General features: G+C 41.4%; 22 protein-coding genes. 7 read left to right on the plus strand and 15 right to left on the minus strand.

Annotation, left to right across the window (positions count from 1 at the left end; genetic code table 11):
- Positions 1-34: 34 nt before the first annotated feature.
- From ABWP91_RS14870 to ABWP91_RS14885, 4 genes are all read left to right on the plus strand, one after another.
- Positions 35-2,590: a fimbria/pilus outer membrane usher protein gene (locus ABWP91_RS14870; protein ID WP_353243896.1), complete on the plus strand. Its 2,556-nt coding sequence runs from the start codon at positions 35-37 to the stop codon at positions 2,588-2,590.
- A gap of 53 nt (positions 2,591-2,643) precedes the next feature.
- The gene (locus ABWP91_RS14875; RefSeq protein ID WP_353243897.1) at positions 2,644-3,807 is read left to right on the plus strand and encodes a hypothetical protein; all 1,164 of its coding nucleotides are present in this window, start codon (positions 2,644-2,646) and stop codon (positions 3,805-3,807) included.
- A gap of 66 nt (positions 3,808-3,873) precedes the next feature.
- Positions 3,874-4,617, plus strand: coding sequence for a fimbrial biogenesis chaperone (locus ABWP91_RS14880; protein WP_353243898.1), 744 nt, complete (start codon positions 3,874-3,876; stop codon positions 4,615-4,617).
- 51 nt (positions 4,618-4,668) lie between these two features.
- The gene (locus ABWP91_RS14885; RefSeq protein WP_502935817.1) at positions 4,669-5,703 is read left to right on the plus strand and encodes an isoaspartyl peptidase/L-asparaginase family protein; all 1,035 of its coding nucleotides are present in this window, start codon (positions 4,669-4,671) and stop codon (positions 5,701-5,703) included.
- Between the two features lie 104 nt (positions 5,704-5,807).
- Here ABWP91_RS14885 and ABWP91_RS14890 read toward each other — a convergent pair whose 3' ends face one another.
- The 8 genes from ABWP91_RS14890 to ABWP91_RS14925 all read right to left on the minus strand — a co-directional run bounded on the left by ABWP91_RS14890 (position 5,808) and on the right by ABWP91_RS14925 (position 14,310).
- Entirely contained in the window at positions 5,808-6,284 is a 477-nt protein-coding gene (locus ABWP91_RS14890) for a FidL-like protein (protein WP_353243900.1), read from the minus strand.
- Entirely contained in the window at positions 6,285-7,241 is a 957-nt protein-coding gene (locus ABWP91_RS14895; RefSeq protein ID WP_353243901.1) for a winged helix-turn-helix domain-containing protein, read from the minus strand.
- A gap of 453 nt (positions 7,242-7,694) precedes the next feature.
- Positions 7,695-9,692 carry a TonB-dependent receptor plug domain-containing protein gene (locus tag ABWP91_RS14900; protein WP_353243902.1) on the minus strand — a complete coding sequence of 666 codons (1,998 nt, stop codon included), beginning with the start codon at positions 9,690-9,692 and terminating at the stop codon, positions 7,695-7,697.
- 131 nt (positions 9,693-9,823) lie between these two features.
- On the minus strand, positions 9,824-10,669 hold the full coding sequence (gene modD / locus ABWP91_RS14905; protein ID WP_353243903.1) for a ModD protein: 846 nt from the start codon (positions 10,667-10,669) through the stop codon (positions 9,824-9,826).
- Complete coding sequence (locus ABWP91_RS14910) at positions 10,666-11,484, minus strand: class I SAM-dependent methyltransferase (RefSeq protein WP_353243904.1); 819 nt, start codon at positions 11,482-11,484, stop codon at positions 10,666-10,668. Before ABWP91_RS14910 ends, modD begins: the two co-directional genes overlap by 4 nt.
- 11 nt (positions 11,485-11,495) lie before the next feature.
- On the minus strand, positions 11,496-12,263 hold the full coding sequence (locus ABWP91_RS14915) for an ABC transporter ATP-binding protein (protein ID WP_353243905.1): 768 nt from the start codon (positions 12,261-12,263) through the stop codon (positions 11,496-11,498).
- Positions 12,260-13,264 (minus strand): FecCD family ABC transporter permease, encoded by a 1,005-nt coding sequence (locus ABWP91_RS14920; RefSeq protein ID WP_353243954.1) that lies wholly within the window; start codon positions 13,262-13,264, stop codon positions 12,260-12,262. The genes ABWP91_RS14915 and ABWP91_RS14920 overlap by 4 nt, the downstream gene beginning before the upstream one ends.
- A gap of 8 nt (positions 13,265-13,272) precedes the next feature.
- On the minus strand, positions 13,273-14,310 hold the full coding sequence (locus ABWP91_RS14925; protein ID WP_353243906.1) for an ABC transporter substrate-binding protein: 1,038 nt from the start codon (positions 14,308-14,310) through the stop codon (positions 13,273-13,275).
- Positions 14,311-14,510: 200 nt separating this feature from the next.
- Between ABWP91_RS14925 and gntR the strand changes: the two genes are divergently transcribed.
- The 3 genes from gntR to gntU all read left to right on the plus strand — a co-directional run bounded on the left by gntR (position 14,511) and on the right by gntU (position 17,904).
- On the plus strand, positions 14,511-15,506 hold the full coding sequence (gntR, locus tag ABWP91_RS14930) for a gluconate operon transcriptional repressor GntR (protein WP_353243907.1): 996 nt from the start codon (positions 14,511-14,513) through the stop codon (positions 15,504-15,506).
- A gap of 503 nt (positions 15,507-16,009) precedes the next feature.
- Positions 16,010-16,552 (plus strand): gluconokinase, encoded by a 543-nt coding sequence (gntK, locus tag ABWP91_RS14935; RefSeq protein ID WP_353243908.1) that lies wholly within the window; start codon positions 16,010-16,012, stop codon positions 16,550-16,552.
- Positions 16,549-17,904 carry a gluconate transporter gene (gntU, locus tag ABWP91_RS14940; RefSeq protein WP_353243909.1) on the plus strand — a complete coding sequence of 452 codons (1,356 nt, stop codon included), beginning with the start codon at positions 16,549-16,551 and terminating at the stop codon, positions 17,902-17,904. The genes gntK and gntU overlap by 4 nt, the downstream gene beginning before the upstream one ends.
- 70 nt (positions 17,905-17,974) lie before the next feature.
- On the opposite strand, the gene ABWP91_RS14945 is transcribed toward gntU, so the two are convergent.
- The 7 genes from ABWP91_RS14945 to ABWP91_RS14975 all read right to left on the minus strand — a co-directional run bounded on the left by ABWP91_RS14945 (position 17,975) and on the right by ABWP91_RS14975 (position 26,669).
- Positions 17,975-19,201, minus strand: coding sequence for an SGNH/GDSL hydrolase family protein (locus tag ABWP91_RS14945; RefSeq protein WP_353243910.1), 1,227 nt, complete (start codon positions 19,199-19,201; stop codon positions 17,975-17,977).
- A complete protein-coding gene (locus ABWP91_RS14950; RefSeq protein ID WP_353243911.1) occupies positions 19,173-20,339 on the minus strand; it encodes an SGNH/GDSL hydrolase family protein in 1,167 nt (388 codons plus the stop codon). Before ABWP91_RS14950 ends, ABWP91_RS14945 begins: the two co-directional genes overlap by 29 nt.
- The gene (locus tag ABWP91_RS14955; protein WP_353243912.1) at positions 20,326-21,744 is read right to left on the minus strand and encodes an MBOAT family O-acyltransferase; all 1,419 of its coding nucleotides are present in this window, start codon (positions 21,742-21,744) and stop codon (positions 20,326-20,328) included. Before ABWP91_RS14955 ends, ABWP91_RS14950 begins: the two co-directional genes overlap by 14 nt.
- Before the next feature lie 346 nt (positions 21,745-22,090).
- Entirely contained in the window at positions 22,091-22,897 is an 807-nt protein-coding gene (locus ABWP91_RS14960; RefSeq protein WP_353243913.1) for a protein bax, read from the minus strand.
- Positions 22,898-23,377: 480 nt separating this feature from the next.
- Entirely contained in the window at positions 23,378-24,523 is a 1,146-nt protein-coding gene (locus ABWP91_RS14965) for a DUF4056 domain-containing protein (RefSeq protein ID WP_353243914.1), read from the minus strand.
- Positions 24,523-25,668 carry a BamA/TamA family outer membrane protein gene (locus tag ABWP91_RS14970; protein ID WP_353243915.1) on the minus strand — a complete coding sequence of 382 codons (1,146 nt, stop codon included), beginning with the start codon at positions 25,666-25,668 and terminating at the stop codon, positions 24,523-24,525. Before ABWP91_RS14970 ends, ABWP91_RS14965 begins: the two co-directional genes overlap by 1 nt.
- Positions 25,668-26,669, minus strand: a complete 1,002-nt coding sequence (locus ABWP91_RS14975) for a hypothetical protein (RefSeq protein ID WP_353243916.1) — start codon at positions 26,667-26,669, stop codon at positions 25,668-25,670. Before ABWP91_RS14975 ends, ABWP91_RS14970 begins: the two co-directional genes overlap by 1 nt.
- Positions 26,670-26,850 lie beyond the last annotated feature (181 nt).

Below are 26,850 nucleotides of genomic sequence, written 5' to 3' on the forward strand. Positions count from 1 at the left end.
TATATTAATATAAAGATAAATAAAGGCTAGGGTAATGGATAACAAATTTTTTAAAATCAGCTTATTATCTTCACTGATATGTTTATCTCTATATTCTTATGGTGATGATTATTTTGATCCAAGTATGCTAGAAACGCAATTAGGGGTCGACCCTAGTCAGCTAGATTTATCGCAGTTTGGGTCATCAAATAGTGTGCCTGCAGGTGATTATCGTATTCAGGTTGAAATTAATCGAAATTTACTAGGTAATCAAACTATTCGGTTTGCACCAAATAAACAAGGCAAGGTTGTTCCTGTTTTTACTCCTGCTTTATTAGCGGAATGGGGGGTGAATGTAAAAGCTATTCTGCAGCTTCATTCTATCGACCCAAATACACAAATATTAAATCTTGATGATTATATTAAGGATGCGACAGTTGTATCTGACATGTCTAAACTTAATATGAAAGTGACTATTCCTCAAATTGCAATGTTAGAGAAAGCTCAAGGGTATATTGACCCGAGCCTATTGGATGATGGTATTCCTGCAATGTTTTTCAATTACTTTGTAAGTGGAAGTCGCAACCGTAATGATTCGCCTTATTCTGGAACGGATAAAACCGATAATCTATTTGCAACGATTGCGGCAGGGTTAAACGTAGGTCCATGGAGACTGCGTTCTAATATGTCTTATAACCGTAGCCGCACTGACGATAGCACGACCTCTTCTACGGATTTTAATAATACGCATGTCTTTAGAGCGCTGCATTCTATTCGTTCTATATTGATGGCAGGTGAGATCACCACAGGTAACGAAGTATTTGATGCGATCCCATTCAAAGGTGTTTCATTATCTTCTGACGAAAGTATGTTACCGAGTAGTATGCGTGGTTACGCACCTGAAATTAATGGTATTGCATCATCGAATGCACGAGTGACAGTGCGACAAAATGGTAACATTGTTTACCAAACCTATGTTTCACCTGGTGCATTTACACTCAAAGACGTGTATGCAACAGGCAATGCGGGTGACTTAGATGTAACGGTTACGGAAGAAAATGGTACTGAAAAAACATTCACTATCGCATTTTCATCTCTACCTGTGATGTTACGCCCAGGTGGCTATAAATATGAAACGAGTATAGGGCGTTATAACGGAGGCTACACTGTTAGCTCTAAAGAATCCGATTTTGCATTAGGCTCTCTAATTTATGGCCTGCAAAGCAATAACACGCTGTATGGTGGATTGCTGATGGCGAAAGACTATTTTTCTGCGGTGGGGGGCTTAGGTATTTCGCTAGGTACATTTGGTGCATTATCTGCGGATATTACCCACTCTAGCGCAGATATGGGGGGAGAGCTAGGCGATAAAGCAGGGCAATCTTACCGTATCCGTTACTCAAAAAGTATGATGACAACGGGGACATCGATAGATTTAACCGCATTACGTTATTCAAGCCGCTCATATTTTAGTTTTGCGGATTTTAATAACTATGATCGCCGCTTAAAAGAGGATGTTGCCCCTTGGTTAAATCAACGCCAAAGAGCGAGCTTTACAACTTCATTAACTCAGTCATTAGGCCAATATGGCAGTATTTTCTTATCAGGAAGCATTTCCGATTATTGGGAAATCGACCGTGAAGTTCGCCAAGTTGCACTTGGCTATAACGGTAACTATAAACGAATTAATTACTCTATTCGATACAGTATCGATAGGGTAAAAGGGCGCTCTGACTGGCCTGAAAACCGCCAAGTTTCGATCAATGTGAATGTGCCATTTAGCATATTCTCAAACAATGAAATGGCGAGAAACATGAGTGCTAGCTATATGTTTACTCAAGATAATGAAAGCCGAGTCAGTCAGCAAATGACGCTAAATGGCAGCTTCTTAGATAATTCATTAGCCTATGGTATTTCTCAAGGCTATGAAAATAAAGGTGTCGGTAACAGTGGTGGCCTAAGTGCGAGCTATGCGGGATCGAAAGGTGATATCTCAGCAGGGTATAACTATTCGAAAAACTACAGTGGCTATAACGCTAGTATTAATGGTGGGGTTTTGCTGCACTCAGGTGGGGTACTTTTAGGTAAATCGATGGGGAACAGTGTCGGGGTCATCGAGGCCGAAGGTGCTAAAGGGGCTGATGTTGGCAGTAAAGATGCCATCATTAATAGTCAAGGTTATGCATTATACCCGTATGTTTCTGCGTATAACGCAAACGTAATCAATATGGATGTGAATACATTGCCAGATAACGTGATGCTCAAAGAGACATCCAAAACAGTTTACCCAACAGCAGGCTCTGTTATTAAAGTTAAATTTGATACTAAAGTTGGGTATCAAGTACTGATGAACCTTAAACGCGCCGATGGAAGCCTAATACCATTTGGTGCGATTGCAACGCTTGTTGAAATAAATGCACTTGAAGAAAATACCGGTATTGTTGGGGATAATAATCAATTATTTATGAGTGGGCTTCCGAATAATGGGAAATCAAAAATTAGCTGGGGTAATGGGCAAGCTCAGCAATGTAGTGTTGATTTCGTCGGTCTTGAATCAATCCCAGTTTCACAAGAGCAGCCAATTAGATCTTTCTCTGCGACATGTAAATAATGTCACATTTAATAGTTATGGACTTAATTCATATTGTTAGCGTGGAATAAATAATGAAAATAAAACATACCCTTTTAATTTCCTGCTTTACGGCTCTTTTGTTGCATTCAACACAATCAATGAGTGGTGAATCTTATGGAACGCTTACGCTTGGTATATTAGGGGTTGTCGATCTTGCTAAAAACCCTGATCCAGGCGTTGCTCATAATTTAAAAGGTATTTTAAGAGGGTCAAATCAAATATATCACTCACCTGTATATGCAGTTAGTCTTCCTGGAGCAGATTATATTTGGGGAAGTGGCTATTCTTTTATTGGTATTTCAGGTAATAATGGGGCATGTAGTGGTGGTGAAAGTGTTTTTTCACGAATTCCAAATACCTCTTTAGCGGGAATAAAACTGAGCCATTCTTCAAATGATCCGAGCCTTGACGCATTTGTTATTCCACAATTACTTTTCAATGCCACAGCTTCTGGTGGGGGAATATACGGAGAGAAATATTCAGGAGCATTTTTTTCAAGTGTTAATGGTTTATCTAAAATTAGTTACGCTTGCTATTATCCCCCTAATACGGTTGCAAAGGAGGGGGGCTCAAAGACAATAAATATCACCAATAATACTAGCTATCCTGTTTATTTATCGGGAGGCGTGAAACCAGGCGTTTATAATTACCGCGGTGCCCCTCTTTATATCACGACGCAAGGGCGAGATTATGAGGCAGATGCGTATATTAGGCTTAATATTACGACGGATTTAAAAGTTGTTAGAGTATGTCAGATAAGTAATGTGGTGAACAAAGACATTAGCGTTGTAATGAACCGCAATAATGAAATGTTTAAAGAGTCATCTTTATCATTTACTTGCACAGGTGACAACCAACAAGTTTATATGGCAGGGATCGCAACAGAAGGCTATCCTGATACTACTAACCCTGCTAAGTTAATGTTAAATAACATTTCTAACTCTTCTTATCGCGGGGATGTACCTTGGGTAATGGGTAAGCCGTTTATGAATGGTATCAGTCCCGCTTTAAGCTGCAATGAAGGGGATTCACCTGATCTAATTAAGTTTAATAATGCGGAGATTTCTTTACCTCAAATAGCTAAAATTGGTGAAACCTATAATTTAGGTATCAAATGGGCGATTTGTTCTAAAGACTCTGTTTCAGCTGGGAAGTACCGTGGAAAAGCATTAGTAACCATCTATACTAAAGTTTAATTTTTAATATAGGCTAATTAACCACTAGGTTAAAAAATAAATTCTAATAATATTAGGTGGTTAGAAATGCAAAAAATAGCGACATTCTTTATTTTAACGTTAGTTTTATTGGCAAGCTTTTCTTTACCTACAAAAGCACAAAATAATATTTTATTTTCATTACAGCGTCATACTTATATTGAAGGTGACCGCAGTATTTCGATTGGCCTAAGGAATGCTGAAAGTACGCCTTACCTTGTTCAAGCAAGCCTAGCGCGATTGGATGAATCGAGTGGTGTTAAACAGCTTAATAATGAAGAAACGGTTCCATTTATTATTACGCCTCCGTTACATAAATTGGAAGTTGGTACATATTATGATTGGCGAGTCATGTTTTCGGGAAATAGCCAATTACTGCCTAAAGATCGGGAGTCGGTTTATTTAGCCAAATATCTTCTTATTCCACCATCGCAAAAAGAGGCAGCGCCTAATGTTGATCTCAACGTGATGCGTTCACTGGTATTTAAGATCTATTATCGCCCAAAATCGTTAGCGTCATTAGAAATTAAAGATATGGAAGATAAATTATCCTTTCGACGTGATGGTGAGCTGTTAATTGTCAAAAATAATTCACCTCTATATTTGGTTTTTGACAAAGTAAGTATTGGCAAAACGGTCGTTGATGAAAAGGAGCTATTTAAACCGCTTCCTCCATTTGCAGAACAAACATTTAATTTGCCGAAAAACACGCCAATTGATTCAAATGTGGAGTGGAATTTGCTGGATGAATATTCATTTTCGTTAGAGAAACAAAATAGCAAATTAAATTAAAACCGTACATAAATCATAAGTTATTGATAAATGATTGCATTTTATCCTAATATGAAAATATTCAAGCATTCTATATATATCATTTGTCTATTGTTTATCTTTTTTACTAGCGTAGGGCTATCTGAAGAAAACAATTTCCGCCTCGTTATTCACGGTGGGGCGGGGGATATCACTGAAAAGCTAATTTCACCAGAACAAAAAAAAGAACACGAAGCCAAATTAACCGAAGCCTTACAAGCTGGGTATGACATTTTATCCAAAGGTGGCGATAGCTTAGATGCAGTGCAAGCCGCGGTGATTATTATGGAGGATTCCCCGCTTTATAATGCAGGCAAAGGTTCATCACTTACAGTCGATAATAAAGTTGAGTTAGATGCTTCAATCATGGATGGGCGTGACCACAAAGCTGGCGCCGTTGCTGGAGTTTCCAAAGTTAAAAACCCAATTATGGCGGCTTATAAGGTGATGACGAAAAGCCCTTATGTTCTGATGGGGGGCGTTGGTGCTGAACAGTTTGCGGCAGCTGAAGGGTTAGATATTGTCGACCCATCTTATTTTGTTATTGAATCACGTGTTGAACAGTTAAAAAGAGTTAAAGAAATTAGCCATAAGATTGACCAAGAAAAAGGTGTTGATGCTGCGTTATATCAAGACCCATTAATGTACGACTACAAATATGGCACAGTAGGGGCGGTGGCTGTTGATATTCGAGGTAATTTAGCCGCGGCAACATCAACCGGTGGAAGCACCAATAAACACTATGGCCGTATTGGCGATTCGCCTATTGTGGGGGCGGGGACATACGCAGATAACAACACAATTGCTATTTCAACCACCGGTTTAGGTGAAGTTTTTATTCGTGCTGTGGCAGCTTATGATGTAGCGGCCCAAATGAAGTATCGCGATACTCCATTAGCAGAAGCGGCAATGAATACGCTGAATTCAGTAAAAGATATGGGGGGAAGTGGCGGTATTATTGCGGTGGATAACAAAGGTAATTTTGTTATGCAATTTAATACTAAAGGTATGTTTCGTGGAACAATTGGTTCTGACGGGATCCCTCAAGTAGCCATGTTTGGGCCATGATTTAATTTTTCTATCCTAGTCTATTTATTTTATACCTTTCGACGTTATTAAAAACGATTTCCCATGTTGACGGTTTTGCCTACTTATTAGTAGGCTTTTTTTTATCATTGCATATTACAAGTAAACGAAGAATAAGCCTCATCTTTTAGAATATAAACGTTATCTTCCATCTTAGTAATATTTACATAATATTTTATTTTATCTTGCTCTAACTGGATAAAATTGGCAAATATGTCTGGTGGGGTGTTATTTGATGAGGTGATAGAAAGAGAGGTAAAATTTATGGAAAAATTACCTTTATAGTCAACTTGTTGATAATCGAAGTAGACCGCCCTATCTAATCGGTAAGTTAATTCGTGGCTTTTAATGTACCCATACATGTTCATCCTACCATTGCTATCTTCTGCAAGTTGAATAGTCACTTTAGATTTTAAATTCAGTCCATCTTGTGTGCCATTATCTTTGATCCACACAATTTCAGAATTGCAAATTCTTATATCACTCTTTTCTTTATTTATCACATAAGATGCAACCGTTACGGAGGTCACTAAAATTAATGAGGCAACAATATATTTTTTCATTTAAATTCTCTGATCGTTAATTGATACACAATCATATTTGTTATTCATTTCCTTGCAGATGCTAATTGCCACATTTTTATCAAATGAATAGGTTTTATTTAAATCAGATAAAAGAATAACTCTTTTAGGTTCAGCGCAAGAAATATTGTATTTTTCTAGCTTAGTATTAATAAATTCGATATTTTCATCTGAGGTTTTTCCTATCATATCGATAGGTGTTTGTATAACACAGTTTTCTCGCGTGCTAACGGTAAGGTAATTATTGATATCACGTTTTTTAGGGGAAACATCATAAGCCAATAAATAAACTAGATAACAAGCAGCTAGCGTTGAAATTGCTAAAAGTACTAACTTTATTTTTTTATTTCCAACATTTTTTCTTTCTTTTTTTAATGTTTTTTTTGCTATTGTTATTGGCTCGATTATGGGGATATTTTCTTCATGATTTTCATTGGTGATTGTTAAAGGGAGTTCTGTGACTAATGTGTTGGGCTCATTAATAAACTCTGATGTTTTTGTTTTTTGTGTAAAGCTTTCGACATAATCAAGCTTGTTATGGTGATAGGGTGTCTCTTCATCATATTGATTATCTTGATTAATGTTTTCTTCTTTAAAAAAAACAACGGGTGTATCAAGGCGAAAACCTTTCTTGGGAACAGTAACAATCAGGTGGGGATCTATCCCGATTAACTCAAATTTCTTTCTTATTTCGCTAATATAAGTATTTAAATTATTATTTGAGCCAACAAGGCCGTGTTCCTCCCAAACGTTAGTCAGAAGTTCATCGCGTGTTGCAATACCTTTTTTAAGGTTTAACAATATGATTTCACTGAATAACCTGGCTGCTGGTTTAGATAATTCAATATTTTGATTGTGATCAAGTTTTAAGTAAATTAAACTTGTTTTTTGTTCAAAAATATATTTTTCATCAATCGTATAGTCATGTAATTCATTCATAAAATGCTGTTTGCTCTCTCTAAATTAAATGGAAATAGCAAAGCTACAAAGAAATTGTAGCTAATTTAAATTAACTTAAATTAATTTTAGGTAAATTTTATTTTTATTATTGTTATAGTCTAATTAGGGAATCAATTAACTGCAAGTATTGTGGGGTGAGCAATTTTGTCATTAATTAGCAAATTTATTGATTTGAGAGCTTCGGTGTTATTTAAATCTGTATTTCTTTTATTTTTGAATTTTAATTTCAATTAATAATCATTATTAATGTTAATAAAATATAAAAAACTATAAAATCATCTCTTGTAGGAATTATCCTATGAACTGAGATAATTCCTAGGTATATTCACATAGAATTAATGTTTTTATTTTTTAATAATAAATTAAATAATTCTTTGAATGTTATAATAAATATTAGGCAAAGAATTAAATCTCTGCCTAATATATTATGGGCTAGTATTTATATTCAAGACCTAACCAATAGTTACGACCTTCTTCGATATAGCCATTTGTATATTCATAGGATTTATCAAATAGGTTATTCACTGAAGTATTGACTGAAACACCTTGGCCTAAGTCATAATCTAAACGCAGGTCAGTTTTGGCAAATCCGCGCACTTTACTTTCAGCATCCACATAGTTAAATGCCCAGCTTCTGGCTTCTTCAGTCACCGTAATGCTAAATGGCTCATAAGGGGTAAATTTCACCCAAGCAAAGGCTTTATGGGTTGGCAGTTCAGTAACGTGTTTGATACTGTAATGTTTAGGATCGGCATGGATATAACCGTAGCTTAAACCAACTTCCATCCAGTCAGTTACTTCACCAGTGGTTCCTAAATCTAAGCCAAAATAATCAACTTTCCCGCTATTGCGGTTTTCAAGGATATAGCCGCCATTTTTATTAACACCTACGCGGTGTGCCATGATGGCATCAGTAACGTGGTTATAATATACGCTGGAGGTATATGACCATTTCGGGTTGATATGCCCTTTATAGGTTAAGTCATAGGTTAGGGCGCGTTCTGCATCGATATGAGGGTTAATGACGAAGGTATCGTCACTTTTCATTTTTTCTTTGGTATAGCGTTCTTTTTGTGTTGGAAAACGGCTTCTTTCAGAAATAGATAATTGGATTGTATCCTCGTTTGCTAAGTGGTAACGTGCCATGGCTTCCCAGTTGAAGGCATGCTGGTTATTACCATCGTATTTTTCGAAATTTTCCTTATTATAATCATAACGCTTACCATCAGCGCTTTTACGCCAGTCATAACCAATGCCACCGATAATATCTAAGTTATCTGTAGCGACCCATTGATATTCGGTTGCAATGGAATAGGTATTGTCTTTATAGCGGTCGAAAGGCACATCTTTTCTTGCACGGGCACGGTGAACGTCTTCTTTCCAGTGTGCGGCGAATGACAACATATCGAGTTCACGTACGGTGAAATCAATGCGCATATCGGCACCGTTGCTGTAGTCATCATAACGGCTGTAGTTATAGATACCTTTTTCGTAATCTTTGACAGATTTGTATTGGTGTAAGGTATTTTTAAAGGTGTCGTGATAGAAACGGCTTTGTAAGGCTATGCCGTCAGTGACTTGGGTTGTCCCATTAAAATAGATACTTTCTTTATCGTAAGCGGGCCATTGCCAGTATTGCTGTTTTTTATTCGTGACACTCGGTGCGCTGTTCTTGTCACCATCTTGTTTAAGATAGGTCACAACATACTCATCGGCTTCACGTGGTGTCCAACCCACCTTGACCATCATTCGTTTGTCATCTGTTGCAGAGTTAGGACGGCGTCCATTATTTCCCGCTAATGGATTATCACTCTCGGAGCCCGGGATCCCCATAAAACGCTGCTTATACTGACTACCACTGACTTGAATAAACCCTAAGTCATTACGACCACCCAAGCGAGCACTGATATTGTGGGCATTATCTGCACCGCGGGCGAAACCTTGGTTTAAGCTGATATTGGCTTCGAATGGCTTTTTCGGTGTTGCGGTGGTTAAGTTAATTGCACCACCCATTAAGTTTGGCCCTTGCAGTAATGAGGTATAGCCCGTCGAAAGCTCAACACTCGCTAACTCGCTAGTCATAAAACGGCCTAAGTCTAACGTACCATCATAAGGCACATAGGTCGGGATACCATCAAAGAAGATAGGCACTTGGCGGCTATCAAAGCCACGCACATTGACCTGTGTTTCGTTACGGTTACCTGATTTTTGAATAGAAACCCCGGGCATGGTGCTCAGCGCCTGCGCTACATTGGTTTTATTCAGTTGCTTCATTTGTTCTTCCGTGATGACATTGGCATCCGCCGCTAATGGCGTACTCCAAACAGACATCACGTCCGTATTTTTTTCTGCTTTAGAGTCAGACGCGGCGTGCCCCTGTGCTGCGAATAAAGCCATCCCAACCAAATAGGTTATTTGTTTTATTTTCATTATGTCTTTCCAGTTTTATTAATTTCGATATATTATTTTTTATATAACGATGTGCGTCGTTAGCCATAAGTCAATGCAGCCTACGGGGGTAGGCTGTTTTAGCGAATGGCTTTTAACGCAGACTTCTTAGGTTACTGCTTAAAAATCTTCACTTTTATATATCGAGGCGCTGCATAATAAGGTGCTGATGTGACCAACAATGACACACCTGTTTTGGCAAACGCCTCAATGGTTTTTAAATTTATTCCACCTGCTAAAGATAACTGACAAGGCCGATCCTGCGCGCCAGCCAGCTGCTGTAATTGCTGAATTTGCTCTGTTGGCAATTTATCGAGCTGCACAATATCGGCTTGCGCTTTGATAGCAAGCTCTGCTTGTTGATAATCATCGGCTTCCACAATGATTAACTTTTCGGGGGCATTTTGGCGCAAAGCTTGCACATGCGCATTCCAATCATCTGGGTTTTCAAGGCATTGGCGATGGTTCGTAAACAGTAAAATACTTTCCGCACTGCCTGTTCGGTGAATAATGGCGCCCCCGGCCAAAATCGCAGTTAAGGCAAGAGGCTTAGTGTTTGGAATGGTTTTTCGTGTACAGGCAAGTTGCCCATTGGGTTGATATTGGCGCAAGATAGTGACCATTTGCTGGGTGTAATGGCTGACACCACCGCACCATTCAAGGACGTTTTGCACCGCTTTCCAGCCTTGGTGTAAGGCATCAATCGGCCCTGTCGCACGAATTAAAATACTCTGCGGTTCAACAAGTTGCCCATCATAAGAGAGGCACTCACACGCGATGCCGAGTTTTTCTAACATGCGTTTTGCAATGTGAATACCACTAACGCAGCCCCCTTGCTTGGAGGCGAATGTCATCACACCAAGTTGGGAGTGCAGCCCCAAGGCGCGGGTGGTTAAATCGCCATATTGAATGTCGTCTAACAAAAGCTGGTCAATTAATGCATCAGGTAGATAAATCATAGTGTAAGTTCCGATTCATCCACGACATCCCACGAGACCATCGCCCAGTCCCTTGATGGGTAAGATATTTTCTTACCTGATGCCGTTTGAACATCATAATAACGGCGCAGAATATCGGTTTCTTCTGGTGTGATATTTTTGAGTGACCAATTGACGCTATCCACAAAGGCTTCAAAGTTATCAAAGCCACCTTTATTTGGACTCTTAATGAAATCGACTCGTGCATTGATTCCCATTTGGTGCAGGATATTCACCGCGTAAATATAAGTTGGTAAACGAATTACTTCACGGCCAATTTCACGGATAATATGTTCATCAATAAAGGTTGGGTTGATGGTATGCGTGGTGTAAACGCGCAGCTTTGTTTGGCGGTTAAGCTTAAGTAGCGCCGCTTTTAAATCATCGACTAATGTTGAGCGGGAGGCGACAGAAATATCCACTTTAGGCAGTGTATCCCAGCTATCTTCCCACGCCAGTTGTTCAAAGTGGGCATTGGAAATACCGAGCTCTTTAGCACGAAGTCGCGCCATTTCTAACATGCCACCGCTATAATCAATGCCAATAACCTCTTTAAACGCATTGGCGAGGCACAGGCTAACTGAGCCGGGGCCACAACCCACATCCAGCAAAGTTTGTGCACCCGTAAAATCCATCAGCTCACGAAAACGCACTAAATAAGGGTCATTAGGGTTGGCACAATTTTGCGCCATTTGCTGCGCTTTTTTATCCCAATGCTCGGGTTCCTTACGAGTCCTATGCGCTTGCTGCATATGTTCTTGGTACATTTTAGAAAAATCAATTTGGTTGATTAACATGATCCCTGACCTTAATAAGAAAATGTTGATGGAAGCTGGAAATGAGCTTGGATACTGCGCTCATCCACATTATAAAGTGCTGCCAAGTTAGTAAGTGTTAACATACTTTTTGATAAGCCTTGTCGTGCTTTTTGTTGTTTATCCAGCAAAATGACATTGTTGGCGATGGCGGCGGCGTGCTGTGGGTGATGGGTCGACATCAACACCGTCATGCCATGGGCTTTCAATTTCTCAATTTGCTCAAGTAGGCGAATTTGATTACCAAAATCAAGGCTAGCGGCAGGTTCATCCATAATCAGTAGCAAAGGTTTTTGGATTAATGCACGGGCGATTAAAACCAATTGCTTTTCGCCGCCACTAAGAGTGCTGTAAAGGCGAGTTGCAAGGTGAGGGATGTTCAACCGTTCGAGTTGTTGAAGTGCTTGGTTTTTTTCGGCGTCACCCGGGACAGAAAATAGGGAAATATGTGGGGTTAAGCCCATCATCACTATATCTAATACAGTAAAGGTAAAAGGCGTATCGTGAGCTTGCGGTACGTAAGCAATCACTTTCGCGATGTCCCGCTGTTTTAGCGATTTTATAGACTGATTATTGAGTAAGATATCGCCGTGGATAGCTGGCAGTAAACCTAATATCGTCCTCATTAACGTGGTTTTGCCACAACCATTCGCACCAAGCAGGCAAGTAATTTCCTTTTCAGGTAGGGAAAGGTTGATGCCGTCAATGATTGTGGTGTTGTGATAGCCAATTGCAACGTTATTGAGGGTTATTATGCTCATTTGACCCGCCTTGTTTGCAATAAAATTGCCAAAAAGAACGGCGCACCTACCGCAGAGGTGAGGATCCCCAGCGGTAATTCAATCGCGGCGATGGTTCGAGCGAGGGTGTCCGTAATCAGCAGCATAATTGCCCCAATCGCCAATGATGCGGGGAGCTGGTAGCGAAAGTTAGCACCCACTATCATTCGCGTAATATGGGGCACAATCAGCCCTATCCAGCCAATAATACCAGCAATGGATACCGCGCTTGCCGTGAGTAACGTGGCGCAGACGATAAAGATAGCGCGGGTTAGACTCACATTTACCCCAAGGCTTTTGGCTTCTTCATCAGATAAACTCAGTAAATTCATGCGCCAGCGCAATAATAGCAGGGGAATGATGCCTATTAACATTAATGGCAAGACAGACAAAAGGTCTTCCTGCGTAATGGATGACAGCCCGCCAAGTAACCAAAATGTAATCGAGGGTAATTGAGTATAAGGGTCTGCCAAGATTTTCATTAATGAAATGGCGGAGCCACAAATGGCACTGATGGCAACACCCACAAGGACTAGCGATAAAATGGGGTCGTGTTGGCGAGCAAGACGCGCAATAAAGCACACAATAGCCACAGTAATTAAGCCCCCAATAAAGGCGGCTAATTGAATATAAATCAGTGATTGCCCGAAGAAAATCCCGACAACAGCACCAACTCCAGCACCCGCTGATACCCCTAAAATATCGGGGGAAACCAACGGATTGCGGAACATGCCTTGGTAAGCCGCGCCCGCAATGGATAACCCCCCACCAATAATAATTGCAGCTAATGTACGAGGGAAACGTATTTGCCAAAAAACGGTTTCATTACGCGGATCGCTAACATCAACTTGAGAAGAAAATACACTGGCAAATAGGCGGTACAGTTCATCAAGGGTAAGTGAATACTTACCACTCGTTAAAGCAATCACTAAGCTAACGAATAAAATGAGAATTAATAATAAGGGCTTAACCCCTTTGTTCATCATTCCACTCATGATTTTTCCATCAGTAAATCAACCTGCTCAGCGGTTAATGGCGAATGATAGAAAAGCTCAAAGAATTCAGCGATATCTTGCTTCATCGCCGCGGCAATACGGTCATCAAAGTGGCTTTGTAAACGGCGCATGCCAAGAAGGCGATTAACCCCAGGAGGGCCATCTAACCAGCCAAATGGCATGCCCGTAAAGACAAGCAATTGCTGATTTGCGATGGCATCTAACCCTTTCCACAGTGGGGAGGTCGTCATAAATTCAATGGCCTCATCATATTGCGTTATAATGATGTCAGGGTCCCATTGATAGAGTTGCTCCATGGAAACAGTGGTGAGCCCACGGAAATTTGGGATATCCACAACATTACGAAAACCAAGTATTTCAATGGCCTCGGTATGAATTGAACCTTTAGCGCCTGTTTCCAACCCTTTTGCCCCACGAGCGAGGAAAAAACTTAACGGTTTTTGTTGAGGTTTATGGGCAAAGGCGACAGCATCATCCAAATAACGTTGGGCAAGCTGGCTGAGTTTTTGTGCTTGGGGTTCAACACCGAGTGTTTCACCAAGCTGAGTGAGTTGCTGAGGTGAGTCTTTTAACCCACCAGCAATCAATAAATAGGGAACATTGGTCTGTTTCGCCACTTTCTCCGCTTGTGAGCGATAAGTGTCATCGATATTACCTGTGTCTATAATCAAGTCAGGGTTATAAGACAAAAGTTGTTCTAACGATAGCGTACTGCCTCGCCCCGCTAAGCGGCCGTAAACGGGTAAATCGAGCCATTGTTGTGCAAAAAGCCCAGTATGGCCTTTTTTCAATGAAATTGAGGCAAACCCCACCATTTTTTCAGGGGCGAGGGCAAACATCAGTAAATCAGAGGGCGGCCCTGAGCTGATCACTCGTTGAATATGGTTTGCCGCAGGAAGCTTGCCAAAAAGGGCTTCTTCGACAAGGCGCTGGCCCCTAGCAAAACTTGGCAAGCTGTAGAAAGTAGCAAGTAAGGCACTGGATTGAAGAAATTGTCTACGATTGATTGCCATAATAAATGTGAATACGCTCGTTATGATAATAGTTATATAGCGCGAAAATTAGCGGAGTCATACTAGAGAGTCAACCTGAAAAGTTGAGTTGTTAGAAAAACTCGACATTTGTGTGATGTAAATCAGTAACAAACATTGCTATCAATAAAAAGATAGCTGAACATAGAGAAAGTTAACTTAATAAATATCACTTTGGACTTATGAAGAAGAAAAGACCCTCGTTGCAGGATGTAGCAGACCAAGTTGGCGTCACGAAAATGACAGTGAGCCGTTTTTTACGCAACCCAGAGCAGGTTTCGGAGTCCTTGCGTGAAAAAATCGCCGAGGCGCTCGAAAACTTAGGTTACATTCCTAATAAAGCACCAGATATTTTATCGAACGCGACCAGTCACGCGATTGGTGTTCTGCTTCCTTCATTAACCAACCAAGTATTTGCGGAAGTGATCCGGGGTATCGAGGCAGTTACAGACCGCCATGGTTATCAAACCATGTTAGCCCACTACGGTTATTTGCCTGAAAAAGAAGAAGAAAGGCTCACGTCGCTGTTATCGTATAATATCGATGGCGTTATTCTGGCTGAGCGAGCGCACACAGAGCGCACCTTGCGGATGTTAAAAACGGCGGGTATCCCTGTTGTTGAGATCATGGACAGTGTTTCTCCTTGCTTAGATATTGCCGTGGGGATTGATAACTTTGAAGCTTCCCGCCAAATGACTCACGCCATGATTGAGAGAGGCTGTCGCAAAGTGGTGTATATCGGGGCGAGGCATGATGAGCGAACGTTTATCCGCTTAAAAGGCTACGAACAAGCAATGTTAGACGCCAACCTTGAGCCGCGTAACGTGATGACGCAAGCCAGCTCATCCTATTCATTAGGTGCACAACTATTGCATGATTGCCGCGCAAAATACCCTGATACTGATGGCTTGTTTTGTACCAATGATGACTTAGCTATTGGGGCAATATTTGAGTGCCAACGGTTGGGGATTAATATTCCGCAAGATTTAGCCATTTCAGGTTTTCACGGGCACGATGTAGGGCAAGTCATGACACCGAAGTTGGCCAGTATTCTTACCCCAAGAGACCAAATGGGGCGTAAAGCGGCAGAGGTATTGTTGGCGCGAATGGCGGGTAAGAAGTTAGCGGGGACGCATTTTGATGTGGGGTTTTCTCTACTCACGGGCGAGAGCATCTAATTATTTCCCGTCATACTTCAAATTATAGGGGTGTTGGCTGCTTTCGGCTACTCAGGTCACATACTTATGTATGCTCCCTGAGATATCCTCAATTTGCCGCCTACCTATAATTCGAATTATTTAGGGAAATAGAGTGGTTTAATATAGTTTTAAATCTAAACTGCGGCGTATGCACTAAAAGTATTGGCTGCACTGACCAACCCTAATCACATACTTATGTATGCTCCCTGAGATATCCTCAATTTGCCGCCTACCTATAATTCGAATTATTTAGAGGAATACTAAAGGTAGTAGTTAACTAATTTCAATATCGTTAGCTTTGCTTTTTTCTTCACCTATCTTCACTAAAGTCAGATTGAGATTAACATCACAGATCTGTTCTCTTATTCGCCAATTATATTGCAATAAGCCCGTACTGATAATAATGTTACCCGTAACAAGGTTACCGGTAACATATCGCCGGGTGATGAAATAGAACAACGATAAAGCCTGAGGAGTTTCCTATGAGTGATACCCAAAAACAAAACTACACATTTGTCTTAATGGGGGTATCGGGTAGCGGTAAATCAGCGGTTGCTAATGGGGTTGCACAGCAATTACATGCCGCTTTTTTGGACGGTGACTTTCTGCACCCTAAAGCGAATATTTTAAAAATGGCATCAGGGCATGCCCTGAATGATGAAGACCGCCAACCTTGGCTGGTGGCACTGAACCAAGCCATTTTTGCGATGCAAAGAACCAATGATATTTCATTAGTGGTGTGTTCTGCACTGAAAAAAACTTATCGTGATATTTTAAGAGAAGATAATAAAAATTTATTTTTTATCTACTTAAAAGGCGATGCTAATGTGATTGAGGAACGACTCAAAGCGCGTAAAGGGCACTTTTTCAAACCTGAAATGCTCAAAACGCAATTTGCGACCTTAGAAGAACCTAACGAAGCAGAAACTGATGTGCATGTTGTGGACATTCGCCAGTCTCTTGAAGACGTCATCGGTAATACCTGCTCAACGATTACGCAGATTGTTGCGGGAGATAAAGTATGAATACCGTTGAAACCCTTAGCACGCTCACGCTAGTGCTCACTGCGGTGGGTTCTGTCGTCTTATTATTATTTTTAGTGATGTATGCGCGCTTACATGCCTTTGTGGCCTTAATGATTGTCTCCATTGGTGCGGGTCTATTTTCTGGGATGCCAGTGCAGCAAATCACGGAAACCATGCAAAAAGGGATGGCTGGAACCCTAGGCTTCTTAGCAATCGTGGTCGCGCTTGGTGCCATGTTTGGTAAAATTTTGCATGAAACAGGTGCATTAGACCAAGTTGCCAATAAATTACTGAGCCTATTCGGTGAAAAACGAGCGCACTATGCTGTGGGTGTTGCAGGGCTTATTTGTGCTTTACCCCTGTTTTTTGATGTGGCAATCGTCTTATTGATTGGCGTGGTTTTTGCGGTTGCTAACCGTACTGGTCATAACGTTGTTCGCTTGGCAATCCCATTATTTGCTGGGGTCGCGGCTGCGGCAGCCTTCTTACTACCTGGGCCAACGCCAATGCTCGTTGCATCGCAAATGGGTGCGGATTATGGCTGGATGATCTTAATCGGTTTATGTGCTGCTATCCCAAGTATGATTTTAGCGGGGCCATTATTTGGTAGTTTTATCAGTAAGTTTGTTCATATTGATATCCCTGCGGATTACCAAGCGCCGAAAACGGAGCATGGCAAAATGCCAAGTTTTGGATTCAGCTTATGTTTAGTGTTATTTCCACTCGTTCTTGTCGGTTTAAAAACCATTGGAACCCATTTTGTTGAGGCGAATTCAACTGCTGAACATTGGTTAGAATTTATTGGTCACCCATTCACTGCGCTATTGTTGGCATGTTTGGTGGCAATCTATGGTTTAGGCTTCCGTTATGGCCTAAACAAAGAAAAAGTGATGGAGATCTGCTCGGCAGCGATTCAGCCAGCTGGGATCATCTTACTGGTTACCGGTGCCGGTGGGGTATTCAAACAAATTTTGGTGGATTCAGGTGTTGGCCCTGCGTTAGGTGACTCTTTGATTGGTGCGGGTTTACCAATTGCGGTGGCGTGTTTCGTATTAGCGGGCGCGGTGCGTGTGATCCAAGGCTCTGCAACAGTCGCGTGTCTAACAACCGTCGGCCTAGTGTTACCTGTTATCAGTGAACTGGGCTACTCTGGTGCACAGCTAGCTGCATTAGCAATTTGTATTTCGGGTGGTTCACTTATTTTAAGTCATGTGAATGACTCAGGCTTCTGGTTATTTGGTAAATTTACGGGTGCAACAGAAGCACAAACCCTGAAAACGTGGACAGTAATGGAAACTATCCTCGGTACAACAGGGGCTGTGGTAGGGATGATTTTCTTCGTTTTCTTATAATTTCATTTAGATAAAATACAAAAGGTCAGCACATGAGGCTGACCTTTTTTTGTTTATGAACTGAAGGTAATTATTGTAGAAGCTGATTGAGCTGGCTGTATAAGCCCTGTGCGCTCTTCTTGTAACCTTCGACAGATAAATGCACATTATCAGGACGCGCTAAGTCTTGCGCTGCCCACGTACGAATTGAGCATGGACCGCCCATAAAGGCTTGCCAGTCCCAAAACAGTGTATTTTCTTGCGCAGCGACGGCTTTTTGAATTTGAATCACACTCATTAAATTCACAGGCATTTGGGCTTGGCAGCTGGCTGCATTACTAAATTTCAGTGAATCATTCGGGCCGACCAATAGAATCACACTATTTGGCATTTGCTGGCGGATTAAACGAATTTTTGCCCGCAAGTTTTGCTCGTAAGCGGCTAAATCTAATGTGTCATTGAAAGCTTCGTTGGTGCCGTAGGCCAAAATCACCATATCAGGGGACATCTGCGCTAAGGTTTCGCTCCACTGAGGCTGCCATTTATCGACCATCGTCAAGGTTGCACCGTTAATTCCGAGTGCGGACACCATCACGCCAGGCTTTGTTGAGCGAACTAACCAACCACCGATTTTCAAACTGCTATCTTTGCTCACGGAAACTTGCGCAGGTAATTGGGTATTTACTGGCGTTGAGAAGCGCCACTGGTTCCCTGTGGCAGGTAACGCCACACTCGGTGAAACCGCAGGGGATACACGCATTTGTGCGTCACTTGCGCCCTGATACAACGCTTGTAACTGGTAAGCCCCTAGTGCGGGCTGTAATGGTTTCAATAACACATTACTGCTCGCCGCTTGTGGTTCTGCAATAAAGCCCCCTAGCGGGTAATCAAAGCGCTCATCTTTGCGGCTTGACGATAGTGACCACTCTTTTTTCTCACTCATGCGGTTGATGGTCGCAGTGCGTTGACCTGGAACCGAAATTGGCGGAATAAAGCCGGGGCCTGCATCACCATAGCGCTGCTGAAATAACGTTCTCAGATTGCCACTGAAAAAATCAGCCGCAGTGTGAGAGTCACCAATTTGGACAATATGTACTTGTTGGTTGCCTTGGCGCAATTTATTGGCGAATTGGCGCAGGTTTGGTTCTGCATTATTCACTAATTGCCCACGTTCAACCGCGCTCTGACCTTTTGTCGAGCTCGGTGTACGTGCTTTGTCTGATGTGTTCTGGCAAGACAATAAGCCCAATGACAGCAGCGCAATAACGCTGCCAGCCAAAATTTTGGACTTAGCTTGACGCAGGTTGTTCAGTTTCATGAGGTTCCTTTTCTTCCTCTGCGAAGTGGATCAGTGAGAACACTTTTTCCGCGATGATCTGTTGGCCTTTTCCGCTGAAATGAATGCCATCACCACTTCGTAATTTAATTGTGCTGCTTTCGTCGCCGATATAGTCAGAGTAGGTATCGCCTTTATATTTAAAGACATCATTGACGGAGAAGTAGATTTCACCGTTGCTCTCGACTTCAGATTGGTAGAGGCTTCGTAAGAATTTCATACCATCAGATAGCGTATTTTTACGCATATTAGGGGGGCCAACCCAAATAACATCAACATTGTGCTGGCGGGCGGTGGATATTATATCACTAATCCGCTCACGGTAAACGTTTTCCCAATCTTCACTCTTAAACTTGACGTATTTATAACCCGTTTGTGGTGGCATATCCCACGGGTCATTAGGCCCTAAAAATACGACTAATACTTTAATGTTTGGATTATCATTCAACGCTTTAGCAATCGTCTGTGGCCAGTTGAAAAAGCGTGGGTAAGCGAGGCCAGTACTTTGCTTACTTAAATTAATGCTATCGATATTATATTTTTTCAATAGCATGTTTTTTACATGAGGTGCTACGCCTTGCATCATGGAGTCACCCGCAAATAATACCTGCTGACCTTTTTCGATATTGGCGATGTGTTTGGTAACAATCGGCTGGTTTTTTTTGACAGTAAAGCCGCCAAAATTCACCCCTTTTACTTTTTCTCTCGCTTGCGGGCGTTTCAGTAATTCAGGGAAAGTGACAGACAAACTTTCAGCTGGGTAAATATAGCCATGAAGAAAGTGCAGACCCACTTGGAAGTCCGTTGGGAAAGCCAATTTTTTGCCTTGGTTTTCCAGTGCGAGCTGCGCTGCTTCTTTCTCTTCTTGGGCTTTTTGCCCTGAAGCGTGGTAAGCAAATGTGGAGCCTGCTTCTAACGCACCATCATGCAAATAAGCGCCATAGTCCCAGACGGGGTTACCTGCCATTTTCGCCCATGGCGTATCTTGGTGGTATTTTTGCTGCCAGAAGCGCTCTAGAGAGCCTTGGTTGAGCCAAATCAATAGCGAACCTGCCACTAAGACAATCAGCAGCACCTGAACCATTCTAGCAAGGGTCTTTTTAAACTCAGAAGTTAGCATAAATGAACCCCGGCATTCCTGAAGGCGAAAGCATAAACATAATGGTTAAAATAATGGCTAGGGGGATAGGGTAATAATACCAAGGCACGTCTTGATAGCGTTTTGCGACAACATAGTAGCCCTGCACAAAATAAGGATAAACAATGAATAAGACCCAGAATGCAATCAATAAACCAAGGCTGGCTTGAATAGACGCAATAAAGCCCGGTGCAATGATTTGGTTAAGCATTAATATTGCATCATCAAAGGATTGGCTACGGAAAAAGATCCACGCAAAGCAGACAAAATGGAATGTAATAATGCGTGAAACCCAAGTAGAGAGTGTTTTATTGGGGATGACGTTTGTCCAGCCCAGCTTTTCCATGCACAAAGTCTTAAGGTTAAGTAACACAATGCCTAACCCATGAATTGCCCCCCATAAGACGAATGTCATTGCTGCACCGTGCCAAAGCCCTGAAATTACCATTGCAAGGAAGACGTTGGTATTCATTCGGCTAAAACCTTTGCGGTTACCACCAAGGGGGATATAAATATAATCGCGAATAAAGGTAGATAAACTGATATGCCAGCGTGCCCAGAACTCTTTTAAGTTAGCGGCTATATACGGGGCATTAAAGTTAACGGGTACTCTAAAGCCTAATAATAAGGCAATTCCAGTCACAAGGTTGGTATAACCTGAAAAGTTAAAATAGATATTCCAAGCGTAGGCGTAAGTGGCAACAAGGATCTCGCCAGCACTATAACCCACAGGGGCATCAAAAACAGGGTTAACAAAGTTCTCAGATAAATAAGAACTAAATAAGAACAGTTTTACCAAGGCTAATGAAATTAAAAGGATTGCTTTGCGGCTATCTAGAATCGTGCGAGTTTCAGCTTGGATTTGCGGGAGAAAGTTTTTAGCACGGTTAATCGGGCCTGCAACAATACTCGGAAAAAATGCAAGGTATAGTGTCACATCAAAAAAATCGGCTTTTTGAATCTCTTTTCGGCACACAGAAACCGTATAGCTAACGGAATGGAACGCATAGAAAGAAAGCCCGAGCGGCGCCAGTATTTCTAAAATAGGTAGCCCAACACTAAAACCGAGTTTATCTAATGTTTGTTGGATGCTTTCTTGAAAGAAAGAATAATATTTGAAGTAAGTAAAACACCCAATAATACCTGTGGCAAGAATGACATAAATCCAACGATTGGAAAGCCAGTTTGTTACCCAGTTAGTTAATAAATAGATAAAAAGGGTATAACCAAATAAAATATAAGCAAATTCAGGACTAAAAGAATAAACAAAAAAGTAGCTAGCAGTAATTAAAAGGCCATTTTGTAGTTTTGCACTGGGCTGACAACCCCAATAAATAAGAAAAAAAATTAAAAAAGAGCCAAGAAACTCAAACGAGAAGAAATTCATATTAGACTCAAAGATGTTAATTATTTTGGTAGAAGATAGCCTATGATATTTATTATCTGGTTGTATGCAATCAGAATCTTGCTCGTCAAATTGCTCGTCATAGTTAAAGTGGTGACTTTGTTGGCTGCGTTCAGCTACCCTAGTCACATACTTATGTATGTTCCTAGGGATATCTTCTCTTGCCGCCTTGCCACCACTTGAATTATTTAGAGCAACTCTTGAGATCTGAAAAATCAAAAATCAAAAATCAAAAATCAAAAATCAAATAAACGCGCTGAAAAAAGAATAAAAAAAATCCACTTAGCAAAGTGGATTTTTTATGTCTTGTACCTGGTGATACAAAAATTTAGATGCGAGTGGATGCTCTTTTTTGAGCTTGTGTAATCAATTCTTCGTTACTCGCGTACATCTCTTGTAGATAACGGTTATAGGTTGAACCTAACTCTGAGTACCCTTTCATATCACTGATAAGTTTGTTTGTATCTAACTCATCTTTTGATAAACGTTGCTTAGCGCGCGAATTACGCAGAGACTCATAAGCATTGTGAGTATTCATATTCTTCATGTAGGCGGTTACTGTTTCTTCTACTGTTGAGTAAGTTGAGTAACCTTTAATCTTACCTTTATTGGTCTTACAACCGCTACCGCAGCGCATACCAAATAAATTACCATTTTGTTGAGCAAGTTGTGATGTACCCCAACCAGACTCTGTTGCTGCTTGTGTTGCAACTAAGTGCGTCGGCATGATGTCAACACGACTAAGTAGTTTGTCCCAATTAACACGTTTTGGGTTACTACATTTCACACCATAGCTATCACAAATTTGGCTAAGACGGCGCAATTCTTGAGCGCTCCACTTCTTGTTTGCACGAACGGATAACAACCAGTTACGTTCTTCCAAAATTTGCTTGTTCACTTTTTCAATTACAGGGACAACCGTTTTCAAAAATGCTTTCTTTCGTGGCGTACCAGAGGGGTATTTTCGCAAGTCAGGCAGTGAGGTTTTCGCCTGACTGACATTTTGCACAGTGCTACTTGAGTAGTCTTTACTGAGCATTTTGCTGGTACTGGTGGAGCCGATACTCAAGCTCGAAAATAACAATAAAAATAAGAAAGCGAAGACGGCTTTTGTCCTCATCGTTCGAGAGGGCATTTGCTTCTCCTAAGTTTCTCTGAACAAAATTCGAGCGAATAGTAGCAGAATAATTTTTCACGAGCTACATATATCCCGCTGACATTAGTAAAATTACTGTATTATTTTGTTGTGTTTTTTATATTTTTGTGAATGTGATGATTTAAAATCACCTATTCGTCATTTTCGGTATATTCACGCATGTTGATGTATAAAAAAGATTTCACTATTTTCCTATCTTATGAGTTAACTTAAGTTAAATTAGGTTAAAAAGCAAACAGATCACGTGGTTACTATAAGGGTATTTTGTGTAAAAAATAAGCGATCAACAGCCTGTTTTTTGGTCAAAATGAGAAACTCGTCCTTTTCTTAGATGTGATGACCGAGACCTAAGTGCAATAAAAATTACGTTCGATAACGAAAAAAAATGCCTTTTTTGCTCATCAAATAATAAGGGGAATGAAGGGAATTTGGTGTGTTAAAATCACAGAAAAAGCAGGCCTAATGTTGCAATATTTGTTGCTGTAAATCCTGCTTTTTTGCCTCTTCGGCTAACCTAGAAAAATCACTCTGAGTCCAATATTGAATAGGAACGGGCAATTTTTCCATATGCTTTGTGGGTAGCAAGCGAAGCTGTGCTAATAAGGATAAATCATACTGATGGTATTGGTTTGGCAAGGTTAGCATTAATTTTTCAAAGGGCACCATTTGCATGGGAAGCAGCGGAAGTCGGCTATCAGCAGTCTCATAGTCCCTTGTTAAAACAAGAAATTTTTCAGGGACACGCCGATAACTGTTCCACCATAAGCCATCGACACTATCAAACATTTTCTGGGTGGTTTTTCTATCCGCTTTGCCTAATTGCTCAAGGGCGGGGGGTAAAATATCCGCCATTGATTGTGAATAAACGGGTAAGGAGGCTGCGCGCCCTTGTATCACTAGCGTCATCGCAAGGCGTGCACCGAGGAGGTTCGAGTAAAGGTCTTCTGGCGAAAATGCAGAAATACCCTCAGAAAACCCTGGGACAGACTGATAACCATACCATTGCGCGATTTCATGCCAAGCGGCCAGTTGAAAAGCGAGCTTTGCAGCAAGATAGGCACTGAGGGTATAGCGCTGCTCAGGGGATTTTGGCGGCGTAAATGCACTAAAATGGATCTGTCGACTCGCAAGCTCATCACTGAGGGTGAGTGACCATGCTTCACCTAAGCGCGGATAAATTTGACTGAACAAGTAGAATGTATAATCGGCGGTATCCCTAACATGGGAGATATCAATAAACCCGCCTTGTTCAGTATAGAGTAAGCCGATTTTCTCATTGCTGAGTCCCATTAACGCTGCGGTAGCGCCCAAAAAGCTATCATTATAATGGTGATCGCCAAGCTTATCGGCTTCGACAATATTATCGATAGTATAAAATGGAACGGGCATGCCCCACAGCTCGGCTTGTAAGTTATAGCCAAAAGCACAGCAGGCACGTAAGCCTTGTGGTGGGGACAATGCGGTAATAACAGGCCAAGCTTTAGGGGCTTCTTCGAATGAATGTGTGGTTAGCACAGGTTTTACTGCGGGGAGCTCAAGTGGCTCGCGGCTTTGGCAAGCGGCCAAAAAGAGTGTAAAGCTTAGTGCAGTCAACCACTTGCCCATTAAAATGCTTCTCCCACCTGAAAGTAGACCCCAGAGCTATTACGGCCCATACCAAAGTCCAAACGTACATTCATTCTCGGTTTAAATTCAAATCGATAGCCTACACCAACAGTTGGCAACCAGTGACCTTTACCTAAATCTGATGATGCATCACTCATCGTTCCCGTGCCTAACCAACCAACTACACCATGGCGCCAATCCAGCTTTTGTCGTACTTCTATTTGGCTAGTAAATATATTGTTATCGCGATAACGCCCTTCGTAATAACCCCGCATGCGGTTGCCATTACCGAGTAGTGAAAGCTGATTCCACGGCACATTGCCTGTGGCAAAACGGGCATAGTTATCAAGGGCAACAACGGTGCTTGGTGTTAATTCATGATAGTACGCATATTGTAACTGTGTGGTTTGAAAACGAGTATCGCTACCCAGATCAGGGGTGAAATAGGTATAAACCACCTCAAAAGTCTGGCCTTGATGCGCGTTGGGTAAAAAATCACGGGTATCAAAGCTATAGTAAGCGCTGATCCCTGAATTTAACACTGACCGCCCCCCTACGGATTTCGCAAAATAGGTTTTTGCTCCGTCATCGGGGTCACTGGCATTGATCGATGAAAAGTTCCAGCCAAGGCCTACATAGGTGGCATCCGTTAGCTTATAGAGTGCTCTTGGGGTGATTTGAAATTCTTGGGAATGGTATTTTTCTTTATTATGGTCATTTTTCCCCGCTGCATAGCCTTTTCCCCAATAATAGGTGGGCACATTATTTATTGTACCAGAGACAAATAACCGCCATTGGTCGTTATCGAGAAAATTATAATTGGTGAAATTTAAACCAAAAGCGCCAGTGGAAGAGGCAAAGCCACTGAGCCCAATAGAAGATGGCTGCGTTGCTTTATCGTCTTTGTCTATTCGGTAGAGCCCAACCAGCGCGGTGCCAATACCAATGCCCATTTCTGGGGTATAAAACGGGCCAGGCAAAACGCCCCAATCAATCGTTTTACTTTCATCAAAGTGGTTTTCGCCCCCAAGCTCATTGAGCCAACCATCAATTTGCGGACGGTCGGGGAGAATATCGGCTTTCGCAGGGAAGAGAATAAAAAGGCTGGCGAGTGCCAGCCCCTGTATGAGAGCTAATTGCTTCATTAAAAACGGAATTCCCCAGAAACAAAGAAAGTATTGCGATTATTAAAACCAAATTCAGTGAGCACGTTAAAGTTACGTGTAAATTCGACGCGTGCCCCAACTGTATTATTCCATTTATGGGCAAGATGTTGTTTAACATCAAATTTCATGCCTGGCTCATCCATGGAGTCAATAATACCTTGGAATTTAGCTGGTAAGCTAAGCTTACTAATATCACCTTTAAAACGCTGGGTGATGTCTTGGTACATCGCACCTGTCCATATTTGAACTTTGGTATCCCCTTGTCCTTCAATGAGTGGATTGAAAGTAAAGGTATAACCAACGCGTGGAGAAATAATTAGTGCTTTTATATCACCATCAATAATATCAAGATCGGTTTTTGTATAGTTTAAATCTAACGTGGTGAAAAAGTCGTTATAGCCACCGGCTAATGTAAAGCCAGCACCGTAAGTTTTCCCTTTAAAATCTAAATCAAAGGGTTCGCCTTTGAGGATAGGATCTAATGGGATAACAAAACCACCACCAAAGTCGATATTTCCACCTTTTAGTGTGGTATGCGATTTACCTTTCGTGTGGCCATATAAACCGTAGACATTTAGAAAGGGAAATACCCATGAATCAAGCTTTAATGTGTGAGTTTCACTTTTTTGACGAGTGTGGCCTGCTTCAATATGTAATGCATTTGAAAAACCAGGGTTTTCAGGGGTAATAAAACCAATTCTATCCACTACAATATCCTGACGCATATTCATATACCCATAGCTCACCCCAAAAGGTTCAGGCAAGTCATAACCTCTGGCGCGGGCTTCATCCCCCCAAATAGGCAGTACTCGTGACTCTGAGGAAGAAGAACGAGTAATACCCCCTTGGTCATTACTTTGGGGTACACCAGACTCACTCATTGTGACCGAAAATAAAGGGCGATCGCTGTCGGCAAAACTGGCGGGAATGCTTATAACGGATGAAAGGATCAGCGCAGTGCTGAGTTGAATGCGTCTCATAAAGTTAACTCAATATTTAGGGAATAACGAAGTGTACAAAGTGGTTCATTGATAATCTTGCAATGATAGTCGGAATTTTATCATTAATACAGGTTATGTGGGTGGCGCTTAATGCTTTTTATCTATTAGGATTTAGTTAATGTAGAACCTGTTGAAGGAATGTTTAAGAGCGTTATTCTGA

Source organism: Providencia sp. (genome assembly GCF_040396775.1).
Taxonomy (GTDB): Bacteria; Pseudomonadota; Gammaproteobacteria; order Enterobacterales; family Enterobacteriaceae; genus Providencia.